Source organism: Streptococcus sp. 151470009-6, from assembly GCF_053628175.1.
The window spans coordinates 413,863-430,873 of sequence record NZ_JBSEZF010000001.1; the positions used below are offsets into that span (position 1 = coordinate 413,863).

The window sequence follows — 17,011 nt, forward strand, 5'->3', positions numbered from 1 at the left end:
GGAGGTCCTTTTTATAAGCTTTTCTTTTTGAAAATAGTCAGTCCACTGAAAGAGAAGAAAAGTATGACTGTTACGCAAACCGTGATGGTATAGAGAATAGCTTGACTATTAGTAGTCATAGCATAGGCAAAATCTAGAATTAAATATCGTAGAATTTCAATGTCTGGAAAAACAAGCATTGGCATAGAAAGTAGGATAGAGCTGACCAAATAACCAATAAATACCGCTAGATAAGAGTGACTAACATAGAGAATGAAGGAAACGATGGAAAGCCAAGCAAGGAGACAAAGGAATTGAAGGGAAATAGTTATCAATAGATTGCCAATAAATCCATCAGGCATGGTCCCAAATCCATTTAAGATAGTTGCTGGAATAAAGGCAATAACAAGGCTAACGATAAGTTGTAAGAAAGCGATACTAGCAAGTACAAAGGTTTTGGCTAGGAAAAACTCGGTACGAGAAACACCCACTGTTAAATTATTTTTATAGAGTTTGCCGATTAAATCAACTCCAAGAACGAGGCATGCCAGGACGATGCAGAGAAAAACGAGGTTTGAACCATTGCTAGACGCGTTGATAAGAGCTTGGACGCCGTCCCAACCTTTGGTCGGAAATTCTGTTTCAGGTGTAGTATTTACTGACATTAGATGTCCTGTAGCTCCGATAGTAGCACCCATTAACATAAGTGCAAAGAGAATGAACTCTGTAATCCAGAATCCTTTGGAGCGAAAGAGACGGTAAAAATCTGCTTGAATGGTATGTATCATGATTTTTCTCCTATTCTACCAATTGGGTGAAGTATTCTTCTAGGTTTTGACGGGCAAAGTATATCTCATCAATAGCAACATCGGCCAAAGTTAGTTGCTTAAGAATCTGTTTGACATCTTGTTCATTACCAAAGATATGGATTTCATTTTCAGGATTGACAACCTTAAATTGGAGTTGGATTTGTTCTTTCAATACCTGACAAGCTCTTTCTTTATCGCTTGTTTTAAGCACAATATAATCCTCACTCAGTGTTTGAAATTCAGCTTTACTGATTTCACGGATAATCTTACCTTGATCCAGAATACCAAAGCGATTAGCTAAGAGATAGAGTTCTGACAAGATATGGCTAGAGATGAGGATAGTTATTCCTTTTTCTTGATTGAGCCGCTGGATCATGAGACGAAATTCTTTGATCCCAATTGGGTCGAGTCCGTTAATGGGTTCATCAAGAATCAGGAAATCAGGTTTGGATAGAAGGGCAATGGCGATACCAAGTCTTTGTTTCATTCCTAGCGAGAAATCACGAAAGACTTTTTTCCCTGTATCTGACAACCCAACATAGTCCAAGGTCTCATGAATCACCCTATCAGCATTTGGAATATGGCGAACCATACAATAATATTTCAGATTCTGGTATGCTGTTAAGTGATTATGGGCTACAGGTGATTCGATAACAGAACCCACTCGAGATAGAGCCTTGGTCCACTCATTTTCCGATTGACTAGAAAAGAGGGAAATAGTTCCTTTATCCGCAAACAATAATTGTGTAATGATTTTGATAAGAGTAGTTTTACCTGCTCCATTTTTTCCAATTAGACCATAAATATCTCCCTCTTTTATGGTTAGGCTAAGATCTTGAAGAATAGCTTGTTGGCCGAATTGTTTGGTCAGTCCATGAATTTCGAGTACTGTTTTCATGATTTTCTCCTTTTGATTTATTTTTCTAACTTTAGTATAAGCTATAGAAATCAAAGAAACATCAAGTATTTCTAAAGAGTTTCTAAAGTTTTGTGATTCTTAAAAAAACAAAAACCCAGTTGACATGAACTGGGCTTCTCAATTATAAAATATACTTCTCAATCGCACGCGCAATGCCGTCTTCTTCGTTGCTGGCTGTTACAGCATCGGCTAGGGATTTGACATGGTCGCTGGCATTTCCCATAGCAATGCCAAGTCCTGCAAACTGAAGCATTTCGATATCGTTATTGGCATCGCCCATGGCCATAATTTCTGAGGGCTCGATCTTCAAAATCGCTGCTAGTCGAGAAAGAGCAGTAGCCTTGGTCGTTCCAAGGGGCATTGCTTCGTAAATGACAGGCTGCGAACGAACGCCGCTAAATCGTTGGCAGAGCTCCTCAGCAAACCGCTGCTCAAAATCGTCTGTTTGTTCTTCGTTGCCCAAAAACATGCCTTGGAACATACGATACTTGCCACTAGTCGCTTCCTCAAGGGAAATTTCAGTCAGGTCTGAAAAAACAAGTTTGGCATCATTTTGAACGATTTGATTAGGCTTACCACCGAGGACAAAATAATGTTCTTCATCAAAAAGAGTCAACTGGACGTCGCTTTTTTCAGCCAGGTCATAGAGGTATTCAATGTCAGCTGGACTGAGTTCTTGCCAGTCAACTAGACTCCAGTCACTGGTCTGGTGAGTTGAGCAACCGTTATTGACAATGACATACTCATTCTGGAGATCAAGAGCCAGTTTTTTGTAATAAGGAAGAACACCGAAAAGCGGTCGACCCGTACAGAGAACCAATTTGACGCCTTTTTCAATAGCTTTGTGAATAGCAGTGATGTGGGCTTGTGGGATTTCCTTGGCTTCGTTAAGGAGGGTTCCGTCCATATCCAAGGCTAGTAGTTTAATCATAAGACTTCCTTTTCTAGGTGTTATGCTTTTATTATAGCATATTTTGGTTAGAAAGAGGCAGAATCTTCGGTTAAATCATGGTATAATATAGGATAACAACAGAAAATGTAACGAGGCAAAGATGAAACTACTTTATACTGATATTCGGACTTCTTTGACAGAAATCCTAACCAGAGAGGCGGAAGAGCTGGTTGCTGCAGGCAAGCGAGTTTTCTACATCGCCCCCAACTCTCTTTCATTTGAAAAGGAACGTGCTGTGCTGGAATGCTTGTCTCAGCAGGCTTCTTTTGCGATTACTGTCACACGCTTTGCTCAAATGGCTCGTTATCTGGTTTTAAATGACTTGCCTACAAAGACCAGTCTTGATGACATCGGCCTTGGAATGGCCTTTTATAAATGCCTTGCTGAACTCGATCCCAAAGAGTTACGAGTTTTTGGAGCTATTAAACAAGACCCTCAGTTTATCCAGCAGTTGATTGAACTTTATCATGAGATGACAACTGCTCAGATGAGCTTTTTGGACTTGGAAAGTTTGACCGATGAGGACAAGAGAGTAGATTTACTCTTAATTTTCGAGAAAGTAACGGCCTATCTCAATCAAAGCCAGTTGGCTCAGGGAAGTCAGTTGTCCCATTTGATTGAGGCTATTGAGAATGACAAGGTAAGTAGTTATTTCAGTAAACTTGCCTTAGTCATTGACGGATTTACCCGTTTTTCCGCCGAGGAAGAGCATGTGGTGGATCTACTCCATCGTAAAGGTGTTGAGATTGTTATCGGTGCTTATGCAAGTAAGAAAGCTTATACTAGTCCCTTCGCCGAAGGCAATCTCTACCAAGCCAGTGTGGAATTTCTTCATCATTTGGGGGCAAAATACCAAACACCTGCTCAGGATCGTTCTCAGACTCATGTGAAAATAGATAGTTTTGACAAGGCTTCTCGTTTGCTGGAGTCCTCTTATGACTTTTCAGAACTAGCTTTAGATGTCGATGAGAAAGATCGTGAACATCTGCAAATCTGGTCTTGCTTGACGCAAAAAGAAGAGTTGGAATTAGTAGCCCGTAGCATTCGTCAGAAATTACATGACCATCCAGAACTGAGTTACAAGAATTTTCGCATTCTCTTAGGGGATGTGGCTTCTTACCAGTTATCACTGAAAACTATTTTTGACCAGTACCAGATTCCTTTCTATCTTGGTAGAAGTGAATCCATGGCCCATCATCCCTTAACCCAGTATGTGGAGTCTATTTTGCGTTTGAAACGTTACCGTTTCCGTCAGGAGGATTTGATTAATCTCCTCAGAACTGGTCTGTATACTGACCTTAGTCAGGCTGATATTGATGCTTTTGAACAATATCTCCGCTATCTTGGCATCAATGGCTTGCCTGCCTTTCAGCAGACCTTCACCAAATCCCACCATGGAAAGTTTGATTTAGAGCGTTTGAATGCCATTCGATTACGTGTTTTGGAGCCTCTTGAAACCTTATTTACTAGTCGGAAACAGAAGGCTGAAAATCTCTTGCAAAAGTGGAGTATTTTTCTAAAAAATACTGCTTTAAGCAAGCAGATGCATGGTTTAACAGCTACTATGGAAACTCTAGAACAGGAAAGACAAGCTGAAGTTTGGAAGGCTTTCTGCCATGTTTTAGAACAATTTTCGACGGTTTTTGCTGGTTCACAAGTTAGTCTGGAGGATTTCCTAGCCTTGCTTCATTCTGGGATGAGTTTGTCTCAGTATCGCACCATACCAGCAACAGTGGACACCGTTCTGGTGCAGAGTTATGATTTGATTGCACCATTGACTGCTGATTTTGTCTATGCCATCGGGCTGACTCAGGATCATTTACCAAAAATCGCGCAAAACACCAGTCTTTTGACAGATGAAGAAAGACAAAGCCTAAACCAAGTGACTGAAGAGGGAGCGCAATTACTGATTGCAAGCAGTGAGAACCTCAAGAAAAATCGCTACACCATGCTTTCCTTAGTTAATGCTGCCCGTAAACAGTTGGTGTTGTCAGCACCAAGTCTTCTCAATGAAAATGAGAGTAAAGAATCAGCCTATCTTCAAGAGCTGGTCCATTTTGGATTTAGTCGGAAAGAGAAGAGGATAAATCACAAAGGACTGTCTAAGGAAGATGTGGGATCATATCACAGTCTTTTGTCCAGTCTGGTTGCCTATCACCAGCAGGGCGAGACGAGTGATACTGAGCAAGATTTGACCTTTGTCAATGTTCTGGTGCGTGTAATGGGTAAAAAACTAGATCAAAAAGGCCTTACGAATCCAGCTATCCCAACTAGTCCAAGTAGCAAACCATTAGAGAAAGAGACCTTGCAGGCTCTCTATCCAGCTGACAAAGAGTTTTACCTGTCTACCTCTGGTTTGACAGAGTTTTATCGCAATGAATACAGTTATTTCCTCCGTTATGTCTTAGGTTTGCAGGAAGAATTGCGCCTTCGTCCAGATGCCCGCAGTCACGGGAATTTCTTGCACCGTATTTTTGAACGTGCCTTGAAACTGCCTACTGAAAATCCGTTTGACCAGCGTTTGGAGCAAGCTATCCAAGAAACCAGTCAAGAACGCGAATTTGAAGCCATTTATCAAGAAAGTTTGGAAGCCCAGTTTACCAAGGAAGTTCTTCTTGATGTCGCTAGGACCACTGGCCACATCCTACGTCATAATCCAGCCATTGAGACCATTCAGGAAGAGGCAACATTTGGCGGCAGAGACCAAGCCTTTATCCAGTTGGATAATGGTCGCAGAGTCCATGTGCGAGGTAAGGTGGACCGCATTGACCGCTTGAAAGCTGATGGAGCGTTAGGAGTGGTAGACTACAAGTCTAGTTTGACCCAGTTCCAGTTTCCTCATTTCTTTAATGGGCTTAATTCCCAACTGCCAACCTATCTTGCTGCTCTCAAGGGAGAAGGAGAGCAGAACTTTTTCGGCGCTATGTACTTGGAAATGGCTGAGCCTGTCCAATCTCTGTTAGCCGTTAAGAGTTTGGTAGGAGCAGTAGTAGAAGCTAGCAAGTCAATGAAATACCAGGGACTCTTTTTAGAAAAAGAAAGCAGTCACTTGGGCGAATTTTATAACAAAAACAAGGCCAATCAGCTGACAGACGAGGAATTCCAGCTCTTACTAGACTATAATGCCCATCTTTACAAGAAGGCAGCTGAGAAGATTTTACAAGGTAAGTTCGCCATCAATCCATACACAGAGAATGGCAGAAGTATTGCCCCATACGTTCAACAACATCAGGCTATTACTGGCTTTGAAGCAAACTACCATCTAGGTCAAGCTCGTTTTCTAGAGAAGTTAGAGCTAGCTGATGGCAAACGACTGGTCGGAGAAAAACTCAAGCAAGCTTGGTTTGAAAAAATGAGAGAGGAGTTGAATCGATGAAGCCTATTTCCTTTTTAACTGAGGAAGACATTCAAAAATTGCAAGAAGCAGAAGCGAGTTCGAGCAAGGAACAGAATAAAACAGCCGAGCAAATCGAAGCCATTTATACTGCAGGGCAAAATATTCTGGTCTCAGCGTCTGCTGGTTCAGGGAAAACCTTTGTCATGGCAGAGCGCATTCTTGACCAATTAGCACGTGGCGTGGAAATCAGCCAACTCTTTATCTCGACCTTTACCGTCAAGGCTGCTACTGAACTCAAGGAACGCTTGGAGAAAAAAATCAGCCAGCAAATCCAAGAAACCGTTGATGTCGATCTCAAACAACACTTGGGACGCCAGTTGGCAGACCTGCCAAACGCTGCCATCGGAACCATGGACTCCTTCACACAAAAGTTCCTCGGAAAACATGGCTATTTGATTGATATCGCACCGAACTTCCGTATTCTGCAAAATGAAAGTGAACAGTTACTCTTAAAGAATGAAGTTTTTCATCAGGTTTTTGAAGATCATTACCAAGGTGAGAATAAAGAGAAATTTAGTCGTTTGGTCAAGAACTTTGCTGGACGAGGCAAGGATGAACGAGGTCTGCGCCAGCAAGTCTACAAAATCTATGATTTTCTCCAATCCACTAGTAATCCTCAAAAATGGCTTAGTGAATCTTTCCTCAAGGGATTTGAAGAAGCTGATTTTGCTAGTGAAAAAGAAAAACTAACTGAGAAAATCAAGCAGGCGCTTTGGGATTTGGAAATCTTTTTCCGTTATCATCTGGATAATGATGCCAAGGAGTTTCCCAAAGCTACCTATTTAGAAGCTGTTCAACAGGTTCTGGATCAAATTAGCTCCTTAAATCAAGAGTCCGATAGCCAGGTTTATCAAGCAGTGCTTACGCGTGTTGTCGCCATATCGAAAGAAAAAAATGGTAGAGCTCTAGCTAATTCTAGTCGTAAGGCCGATTTGAAGCCACTGGCTGATGCCTACAACGAAGAAAGAAAGGCCCAGTTTGCTAAACTAGGACAACTAGTAGACCAGATAACAATTCTCGACTATCAAGAACGTTATCATTTAGACACATTAGAGCTAGCTAAAACTTTCCAAACATTTATGAGTGATTTTGTGGAGGCTTATCGTGAGCGTAAACGTCAGGAAAATGCCTTTGAATTTGCTGATATCAGCCATTACACCATTGAAATTCTAGAGAAGTTCCCACAAGTTCGTGATGCATATCAGGAGCGATTCCATGAAGTCATGGTCGATGAGTATCAGGATACCAACCACATTCAAGAACGGATGCTGGAGTTGCTGTCGAATGGTCACAATCGCTTTATGGTTGGAGATATCAAGCAGTCTATCTACCGTTTCCGTCAGGCAGATCCGCAGATTTTCAATGAAAAATTCCAACGCTATGCGCAAAATCCTCAAGAAGGCAAGTTGATCCTCCTCAAGGAAAATTTCCGTAGCAGTTCAGAAGTGCTATCAGCAACCAACGATGTTTTTGAACGCCTCATGGACCAAGAAGTCGGCGAAATCAACTATGATAGCATGCACCAGCTTGTTTTTGCCAATACTAAACTAACTCCCAATCCAGACAACAAGGCAGAATTTCTCCTCTACGATAAGGACGACAGCGGACAAGAGGAGGAAGAGAGCCAAACAGAAACAAAACTCACAGGAGAAATGCGCCTAGTCATCAAGGAAATCTTGAAACTTCATCAGGAAAAAGGTGTTGCTTTTAAAGAAATCGCACTTTTGACCTCCAGCCGCAGTCGAAATGATCAGATTCTCCTCGCCCTGTCTGAGTACGGGATTCCAGTTAAAACCGACGGCGAGCAAAACAATTATCTCCAATCCCTAGAAGTACAAGTCATGCTGGATACGCTTCGTGTCATCCACAATCCCCTGCAAGACTATGCTTTAGTTGCTCTGATGAAGTCTCCTATGTTTAGCTTTGACGAGGACGAGTTGGCACGCTTGTCCCTTCAGAAAGTAGAAGATAAGGTCCAAGAAAATCTCTATGAGAAACTGGTCAATGCTCAAAAACAAGTAGCTAGCCAGAAAGATTTAATTCATACAGCTCTAGCGGAAAAATTAAATCAGTTCATGGATATTTTGGCTTCTTGGCGCTTGTATGCCAAAACCCACTCTCTCTATGACTTAATTTGGAAGATTTATAATGACCGTTTTTACTACGATTATGTTGGTGCTTTACCAAACGGTCCTGCTAGACAAGCCAATCTCTATGCTTTAGCTTTGAGAGCAGACCAGTTTGAAAAGAGTAATTTCAAAGGCTTGTCTCGTTTTATTCATATGATTGATCAAGTTTTGGAAGCCCAGCACGATCTAGCAAGCGTGGCTGTCGCACCGCCAAAGGATGCTGTGGAACTTATGACTATTCACAAGAGCAAAGGTCTGGAGTTTCCTTATGTCTTTATCCTCAACATGGATCAGGACTTCAATAAGCAAGACTCGATGTCTGATGTTATTCTCAGTCGTCAAAATGGTCTTGGTGTCAAATACATTGCCAAGGTAGAAACAGGAGCAGTAGAAGCCCACTATCCTAAAACCATTAAACTCTCCATTCCTAGCCTCACTTATATGCAAAATGAAGAAGAGCTGCAACTGGCTAGCTATTCAGAGCAGATGCGTTTGCTGTATGTTGCCATGACACGGGCTGAGAAAAAGCTTTATCTTGTCGGTAAGGGCTCTCGTGAAAAGCTGGAAGCCAAGGAATATCCAGCTGCTGAAAACGAAAAACTAGATAGCAATACCAGACTGCAAGCCAAGAATTTCCAAGATTGGGTTTGGGCGATTAGTAAAGTATTTGCTAGAGACAATCTCAACTTTAGTTATCGTTTCGTTGGTGAAGAACAGTTGACTAGAGAAGCTATTGGCCAGTTGGAAAACAAGAGTCCTCTACAAGATAGTTCTCAAGCAGACAATCGTCAGTCTGAAACGATTAAAGAAGCCCTTGAAATGCTGAAAGAGGTGGAAGTTTATAATACTCTTCACCGCGCAGCCATTGAACTTCCAAGTGTTCAAACCCCAAGCCAAATCAAGAAATTCTACGAACCTGTTATGGATATGGAAGGTGTTGAGATTGCAGGTCAAAGTCAGTCAGTAGACAAGAAAATCAGCTTTGATTTACCAGATTTTTCAACTAAAGAAAGGGTGACAGGAGCTGAGATTGGTAGTGCAACTCACGAACTGATGCAGAGAATCGACCTCAGTCAGCAACCAACACTTGATAACCTGAAAGATACTCTGCACCAAGTTCAAACCAGCCCAGCTGTTAGAGACAAGATCAATCTTTCTAAAATTCTAGCATTCTTTGATACGCCACTCGGTCAGGAGATTCTCGCTAATACTGACTATCTCTATCGTGAGCAACCTTTCTCCATGCTCAAACGCGACCAAAAGAGTCAGGAAGACTTTGTTGTTCGTGGAATTTTGGATGGCTATCTTCTTTATAAGAATCGTATCGTTCTTTTCGACTACAAAACAGACCGTTACGATCAACCAAGTCAACTCATAGACCGCTATCGTAGTCAGTTAGCCCTATATGGAGAAGCCTTATCACGAGCCTATTCGATTGAAAATATTGAGAAATACCTGATTTTACTCGGCAAAGATGAGGTTCAAGTTGTAAAAGTATAATCTAGAAAGGAAACCTCATGCCACTTCCAGTTAGAAAATCCCTACACGATGCGGTTTTACAGGCTTCAAAAGCCGATACTTGGGATCAAGCTACCAAGGAATGGAATGAAGTTTCCTTGATTTTTAATGGCATTGGGCGTAGCAATTGTATCTGCGGAAATGCCATTAAATATGCTTACGAACTCTTTAACAATGTCACAGGACAACGTCTCTTTCCTATCGGCAGTGACTGTGTTCGCCATTTTCATCGATTAAGTCTTGACCAGCAACTAGAAGAGGAAGAAAAACTTCTCAGAAAGCTTGAAAATCTGACTAGAAAAGTTAAGAAAAAGGAAAAAATCAAGGTCAATAAAAGCGATTTTGACGAACGACTTCTAAAATGGTTTTGGGAAAAAGGTGTTTTCAAAGCCAATCGTGGCAATCAATTTGCACCTGAGAAAGATTACCAGCTTTTCCTAGAAGTCTTTCAAGGTGGAAGTTGGACCAAGGCAGAACCAAAGAAGAAGGCGCGTTTGGAAGAAGTCCTTGAAAAGTGTATCAAACCCTTTCTACTTGGAAAGACTGATGATCAACTATACCTTATCAAGCTAGGTAAGGAGAAAATCGACTACGAGCAGCATTTACGGATTCAGGCAGAGAAAGAACGCAAGAAAAGAGATAAAATCGCCAAGCAATACGCTGACAACCTCATTCTTGCTATGGGGCCTGCAGAACGAGCCTATCAAGATTACTTTGGCTTTACAGAAACTCTCACACCAGAAGAACGAAAATGGGAAAAAATTCTTTTTGGAAAGAATAGAGAAGAACGAGCTATCAAGGCTAAACAAAATCAAGAGGAGCTGGAAAAAGACCAGCGTATTGCAAATCAAGATCCTATTGAACGAAAGCAAAAACAAATTTTGCTAATAAATTCTTATTTTCGTGATTTACCAGATGAAAAATCCAGGTTCTCTCGACTCTTGCTGGAGTATCGAAAATATGGTGAAGTGCCCTTTTCAGAAGATTACTTAACTGAGCATCTAATCGATTTTTTCTACAGGATGAAGGCCTTTGAGTTTGAGATTGCTCCAGATCAAGCTGCTGAATTTTTAAAAGAATGTTTAAGAGCTGATTATTTATCCCCAGCGCAAATTCTCTGGAGTGAAACGATTGTCACAAATTGTGTCTGCCCTTTTCTCTCAAGAATAGTCTTATAAGAAAAACACCTATCATTAATATGACTTGATAGGTATTTTTCTCGTACTTTGATATAACAATACATTATTTATGCAAACATTTTTACTATATATACTCATTTTTGTAGACAAAAGCCTATGCAAAGAGGGTTCATTTATGATAGAATAGATGGTAAGAAAGAAAACGTTTTTATCACGTTTTTTTTAGTCGGAAGGGGAATTATTATGGCTACAATTCAATGGTTTCCGGGCCACATGTCTAAGGCTCGGCGACAAGTTCAGGAGAATTTAAAATTTATTGATTTTGTGACGATTTTGGTGGATGCTCGCCTACCTTTATCTAGTCAGAATCCTATGCTAAACAAGATTGTGGGTGATAAACCCAAACTCTTGATCTTAAATAAGGCTGATCTGGCTGATCCAGCAATGACAAAAGAATGGCGTCACTACTTTGAATCACAAGGAATTCAAACTCTGGCAATCAACTCCAAAGAGCAAGTTACCGTAAAAGTTGTGACAGATGCAGCCAAAAAGCTTATGGCTGATAAGATTGCACGCCAGAAAGAACGCGGTATAAAAATTGAAACCTTGCGTACCATGATTATCGGAATTCCAAATGCTGGCAAATCAACCCTGATGAACCGTTTGGCTGGGAAAAAGATTGCGGTGGTCGGCAATAAACCAGGTGTTACCAAGGGGCAACAATGGCTGAAAACCAATAAAGACCTTGAAATTCTAGACACACCAGGGATTCTTTGGCCTAAGTTTGAAGATGATGCTGTCGCACTGAAACTAGCCCTAACTGGAGCTATTAAAGACCAGTTGCTTCCCATGGATGAAGTCACCATTTTTGGTCTCAATTATTTCAAAAAACATTATCCAGATAAGCTAGCTGAACGCTTCAAACAAATGAAAATTGATGAAGAAGCTCCTGTTATCATCATGGATATGACACGTGCCCTCGGTTTCCGAGACGACTACGACCGTTTTTACAGCCTCTTCGTCAAGGAAGTTCGTGATGGAAAACTCGGTAACTATACCTTAGATATATTGGACGACATCGATGACGACGATTAAAGAAATCAGAGAACTTCTTGCTACTGTCCAAGACTTAGACAATCCCCTTTTTCTTGAACTGGAAAAAGATAGCCGAACTGGAGTTCAAAAGGAAATCACCAAGCGAAAAAAAGCCATTCAGGCTGAACTTGAGGAAAATCTTCGTCTAGAAAACATGCTTTCCTATGAAAAAGAACTTTATATACAAGGATTAAGCTTAATAGCAGGCGTTGACGAGGTCGGCCGTGGTCCTCTTGCTGGACCTGTAGTCGCTGCAGCGGTAATCTTGCCTAAAAATTGTAAAATCAGAGGCCTCAATGATAGTAAAAAAATCCCCAAAAAGAAACATTTGGAAATTTTTCAAGCCGTTCAAGACCAAGCTCTGGCAGTCGGCATTGGAATTATGGATAATCAAGTTATTGACCAAGTCAATATCTATGAAGCAACCAAGCTTGCTATGATAGAAGCAATCTCTCAGCTCAGTCCCCAACCTGAGCACCTCTTGATTGATGCCATGCAGCTTGATTTACCGATTTCCCAAACAGCCATCATCAAGGGAGATGCCAACTCGCTCTCTATCGCAGCTGCATCCATAGTTGCCAAAGTGACAAGGGATAATCTAATGAAGGATTATGACAACCAGTATCCTGGATATGATTTCGCTGCCAATGCTGGATATGGAACGGCAAAACACTTAGAAGGTCTTGATAAACTAGGAGTCACCCCAATTCATCGAACCAGTTTTGAACCGATAAAATCACTAGTCGCAGCAAACAAAGAAAGTTAAGTTGGAGGAAATGATTATGGAAAAACAGTCAGAAATACTCCGTTCCAAGAAAGAATTTGCCTTTGCTTCAAGTACCATATTATCCCAAGTTGGGCGGGGAATCATCGTCGGGCTAGTTGTCGGGCTAATCGTTGGATCTTTTCGTTTCTTAATTGAAAAGGGCTTCCACCTAATACAAGGCCTCTATCAAGATCAAGCGCACCTAGTGCGCAATCTTTTTGTCCTTGTTTTATTTTACATACTCATCTGCTGGCTCAGTGCGAAACTAACTCGGTCAGAGAAAGATATCAAAGGCTCAGGAATCCCACAAGTTGAGGCCGAATTAAAAGGACTCATGTCGCTTAATTGGTGGAGTGTTCTCTGGAAGAAATATGTTTTAGGCACCCTAGCAATTGCCAGCGGACTCATGCTAGGTAGGGAAGGCCCGAGTATTCAACTTGGAGCAGTTGGAGGTAAGGGAATTGCTAAATGGCTCAAATCGAGTCCAGTTGAGGAACGTTCCTTAATTGCTAGTGGAGCAGCCGCTGGTTTAGCTGCAGCTTTTAACGCCCCAATAGCAGGCCTTCTCTTTGTAGTAGAAGAAGTCTATCATCACTTTTCAAGATTTTTCTGGGTTTCCACTCTAGCAGCCAGTATTGTAGCAAACTTTGTCTCACTACTCATATTTGGCCTAACACCCGTACTAGATATGCCGGACAATATTCCTCTCATGACCCTAGACCAGTATTGGATTTACCTGGTTATGGGAGTTTTTCTCGGGCTTTCTGGTTTTCTCTATGAGAAAGCGGTACTCAATGTTGGTCAAATTTATGAATGGCTTGGTCAAAAAATCCATTTGGATAAAGCTTATTATCCAATCCTAGCATTTATCCTTATCATACCAGTCGGAATTTTCTTACCTCAAATTCTCGGTGGTGGGAATCAAATCGTTCTTTCTTTAACTGAGCAACACTTTAGTTTTCAAGTCTTACTTGCCTACTTCCTCATTCGTTTTATTTGGAGTATGATGAGTTATGGTAGTGGACTACCAGGTGGAATTTTCCTACCAATTCTGGCCCTTGGTTCCTTACTTGGTGCCCTAATTGGCGTCATTTGTGTTAATCTTGGACTTATCAGTCAGGAACAATTTCCAATATTTATCATTTTAGGAATGAGTGGCTACTTTGGAGCAATATCCAAGGCCCCCCTAACAGCCATGATCCTTGTAACCGAAATGGTTGGTGACATCCGAAATCTCATGCCTCTCGGACTTGTTACCTTGGTAGCCTACATTATCATGGATTTACTAAAGGGTGCCCCAGTATACGAGGCCATGCTTGAGAAAATGCTGCCAGAAGAAGTGACAGACGACGGAGAAGTAACTCTTATCGAAATCCCTGTTTCAGATAGAATAGCTGGAAAACAAGTCCATGAACTCAACTTACCACAAAATGTACTCATCACCACCCAAGTCCATAATGGTAAAAGCCAAACAGTTAATGGCTCAACCAGGATGTATCTGGGCGATATGATTCATCTAGTTATTCCAAAAAGTGAAATTGGAAAAGTAAAAGATTTATTGTTGTAGATTAAGAATGTATATTACATAATTTTTATTATGTAATATAAAAAGCGTGGAAATTTTGTAGATTCATATCATACACAAAAGACTTGGTTCTTATGAAAAACAGAACCAAGTCTTTGTTTTATTTTAAAAACTTAAATTTTTGTACTTTTCCCTAGACAGTAGATGAACCCTTGGTTTGCTAAATTTAAGGCGTAATGTACACACTCTAAAAAATGTACTTTATTTTAAGGAAAGATAAAGTACATTTTTTGATCTAGCGGCTTAGATATGTAAAATACAATTTCGACCTTTATTAAACTCCTTGTAAGCCTAAAAATCTTGAACAATCAAGGTTTAGGTTTTTGGTAATAGTCATTTTCACTAACACTAAAATGAACATTTGAAAAATTTCCAGTATTCACTTAAATAAAGTACATAATTGAAGATAATTGGCTCTAAAAAAATTTTTGGTTATCAAGGGGCGCAATCAAGAATTTCACCAAACACATATATCATCTTTCCGAAAAACTATAATTTTCTTGAAAAATATATAAGTCTATGCTATACTACTAGTAGACTTAATTATGGAGAAAATAGATGAAACGTGAGATTTTACTGGAACGAATAGACAAACTAAAACAAATCATGCCCTGGTATGTTCTGGAATACTACCAATCAAAGCTTGCTGTCCCATATAGTTTTACAACCTTGTATGAATACCTCAAGGAATACGATCGATTTTTCAGCTGGGTTTTAGAGTCTGGGATTTCAAACGCAGATAAAATGGCCGATATTCCTTTATCGGTCTTGGAAAACATGTCAAAGAAAGATATGGAATCCTTTATCCTATATCTAAGAGAACGACCTTTGCTGAATGCTAATACAACCAAACAGGGCGTTTCACAGACAACTATCAATCGGACCTTGTCAGCACTTTCCAGTCTTTACAAATATTTAACTGAGGAAGTTGAAAACGACCAAGGAGAGCCCTATTTCTATCGTAATGTAATGAAGAAAGTTTCAACCAAGAAAAAGAAAGAAACACTTGCGGCCAGAGCTGAAAACATCAAGCAAAAACTCTTTTTAGGTGATGAAACAGAGGGTTTTCTAACTTATATCGACCAAGAGTACCCTCACCAACTTTCTAATCGAGCTCTCTCATCATTCAATAAAAATAAAGAGCGTGATTTGGCCATTATCGCCCTTCTCTTGGCCTCAGGTGTCCGCTTATCTGAAGCTGTTAATCTGGATCTAAGAGATCTCAATCTCAAAATGATGGTCATTGATGTCACTCGAAAAGGTGGCAAACGTGACTCGGTCAATGTCGCTGCCTTTGCTAAGCCTTACCTAGAGAATTATCTAGCCATTCGAAATCAACGTTATAAGACGGAAAAGACGGATACAGCACTCTTTCTGACCTTATACCGTGGCGTTCCCAATCGTATTGATGCTTCTAGCGTTGAAAAGATGGTTGCTAAGTACTCTGAGGACTTTAAAGTCCGTGTAACTCCCCACAAACTCCGCCATACCTTAGCAACCAGACTCTATGATGCAACTAAATCGCAAGTTTTGGTCAGCCACCAATTAGGACATGCCAGCACGCAAGTCACTGACCTCTATACCCATATCGTAAATGATGAACAAAAGAATGCTTTGGACAGCTTATGATTGTTGCGTAATAATAATTATGTAAATTTAATCTCAAAAAAAGAAGTTGCTAAAATATGCAACTTCTTTTTTCTTTTTATCCCACTACTGCTTCAGCGATTTCTTCACGGCTGATACCAGCAAAGTAGCGTGTGATGTCAATAGTTTCTAGTGCTTTAAGAACATCCTCGCGTTCGTATTTCACTCCACGGAGGACATCTTCTACTGCAGCAACGTCCTCGATACCAAAGAAGTCACCATAAATCTTGATGTCTTGGATTTTTGATTCGAGAACATTGGCAAAGACTTCTACTTTACCACTAGTGAATTTTGTTCCACGACGGATGTTAAATTCAGGTGATTTACCGTAGTTCCAGTCCCAAGTACCAAACTTTGTATCCTTGATACGATTGATTTCCGCCAATTCTTCTTCTGAAAAGACGTATTCAGTCATCTCTGGGTACTCTTTTTTCATGTATTCCAATAGCAAATCACGGAATTCCTCAACTGTGATTTTTTCTGGTAATTCATTGACAATATTGGTTACACGAGCACGGACGGATTTCACACCTTTTGACTCAAATTTGTCTTTTGAAACCTTGAGGGCGTTAGCAAGGACTGACAGATCAACGTCAAAGAGCAAGCAACCGTGGTGCATGATACGTCCATTGATATAGGCTTGGGCATTTCCACAGAATTTCTTACCGTCAATCTCAAGGTCATTACGACCTGTAAATTCAGCTTTAACACCAAGTTGAGCCAAGGTATTGATTACCGGAGTTGAAAAACTCTTAAAGTCAAAGGCGCGGTTTTCATCTTCTTTTGAGATGATCGTGTAGTTGAGGTTATTTAAATCGTGATAAACAGCTCCACCACCACTGATACGGCGGACTACCTCAATACCATTATCTCGAACATAATCACGGTTAATTTCTTCAATAGTATTCTGGTGACGACCAACAATGATAGAAGGTTTGTTAATCCAAAGAAGGAAGATTTGATCCTCATCTAGTAAGTGTTTAAAGGCATATTCTTCCAAGGCGATATTAAAAGCAGTGTCGTTTGAATGATTGATAATATATTTCATGATATCCCTTTATACGATAGAGACTGGA

General features: G+C 40.5%; 11 protein-coding genes. 7 read left to right on the top strand and 4 right to left on the bottom strand.

Features of this window, described 5'->3' with window-relative positions; translation table 11 throughout:
* Positions 1-11: 11 nt before the first annotated feature.
* From ACUW6H_RS02135 to ACUW6H_RS02145, 3 genes are all read right to left on the bottom strand, one after another.
* Entirely contained in the window at positions 12-767 is a 756-nt protein-coding gene (locus ACUW6H_RS02135) for an ABC transporter permease (protein WP_454360627.1), read from the bottom strand.
* A 10-nt stretch (positions 768-777) separates the two neighbouring features.
* Positions 778-1,686 carry an ABC transporter ATP-binding protein gene (locus ACUW6H_RS02140; protein WP_454360629.1) on the bottom strand — a complete coding sequence of 303 codons (909 nt, stop codon included), beginning with the start codon at positions 1,684-1,686 and terminating at the stop codon, positions 778-780.
* A gap of 142 nt (positions 1,687-1,828) precedes the next feature.
* On the bottom strand, positions 1,829-2,638 hold the full coding sequence (locus ACUW6H_RS02145) for a Cof-type HAD-IIB family hydrolase (RefSeq protein WP_454360631.1): 810 nt from the start codon (positions 2,636-2,638) through the stop codon (positions 1,829-1,831).
* Between the two features lie 121 nt (positions 2,639-2,759).
* Here ACUW6H_RS02145 and rexB point away from each other — a divergent pair, with 121 nt between their 5' ends.
* The 7 genes from rexB (at position 2,760) to xerS (ending at position 15,917) form a co-directional block, all read left to right on the top strand.
* Complete coding sequence (gene rexB, locus ACUW6H_RS02150; RefSeq protein WP_454360633.1) at positions 2,760-6,035, top strand: ATP-dependent nuclease subunit B; 3,276 nt, start codon at positions 2,760-2,762, stop codon at positions 6,033-6,035.
* A complete protein-coding gene (gene addA, locus ACUW6H_RS02155) occupies positions 6,032-9,685 on the top strand; it encodes a helicase-exonuclease AddAB subunit AddA (protein ID WP_454360635.1) in 3,654 nt (1,217 codons plus the stop codon). The genes rexB and addA overlap by 4 nt, the downstream gene beginning before the upstream one ends.
* Positions 9,686-9,702: 17 nt before the next feature.
* Positions 9,703-10,881 (top strand): hypothetical protein, encoded by a 1,179-nt coding sequence (locus tag ACUW6H_RS02160; protein ID WP_454360637.1) that lies wholly within the window; start codon positions 9,703-9,705, stop codon positions 10,879-10,881.
* A 204-nt stretch (positions 10,882-11,085) separates the two neighbouring features.
* Complete coding sequence (gene ylqF, locus ACUW6H_RS02165; protein ID WP_454360639.1) at positions 11,086-11,937, top strand: ribosome biogenesis GTPase YlqF; 852 nt, start codon at positions 11,086-11,088, stop codon at positions 11,935-11,937.
* Entirely contained in the window at positions 11,924-12,703 is a 780-nt protein-coding gene (locus ACUW6H_RS02170) for a ribonuclease HII (RefSeq protein ID WP_454360641.1), read from the top strand. Before ylqF ends, ACUW6H_RS02170 begins: the two co-directional genes overlap by 14 nt.
* Before the next feature lie 16 nt (positions 12,704-12,719).
* Positions 12,720-14,270 carry a chloride channel protein gene (locus ACUW6H_RS02175; RefSeq protein ID WP_454360643.1) on the top strand — a complete coding sequence of 517 codons (1,551 nt, stop codon included), beginning with the start codon at positions 12,720-12,722 and terminating at the stop codon, positions 14,268-14,270.
* 576 nt (positions 14,271-14,846) lie between these two features.
* Entirely contained in the window at positions 14,847-15,917 is a 1,071-nt protein-coding gene (xerS, locus tag ACUW6H_RS02180) for a tyrosine recombinase XerS (RefSeq protein WP_096407173.1), read from the top strand.
* 76 nt (positions 15,918-15,993) lie between these two features.
* Here xerS and ACUW6H_RS02185 read toward each other — a convergent pair whose 3' ends face one another.
* Positions 15,994-16,983, bottom strand: a complete 990-nt coding sequence (locus tag ACUW6H_RS02185; RefSeq protein ID WP_096407170.1) for a lipoate--protein ligase — start codon at positions 16,981-16,983, stop codon at positions 15,994-15,996.
* Positions 16,984-17,011 lie beyond the last annotated feature (28 nt).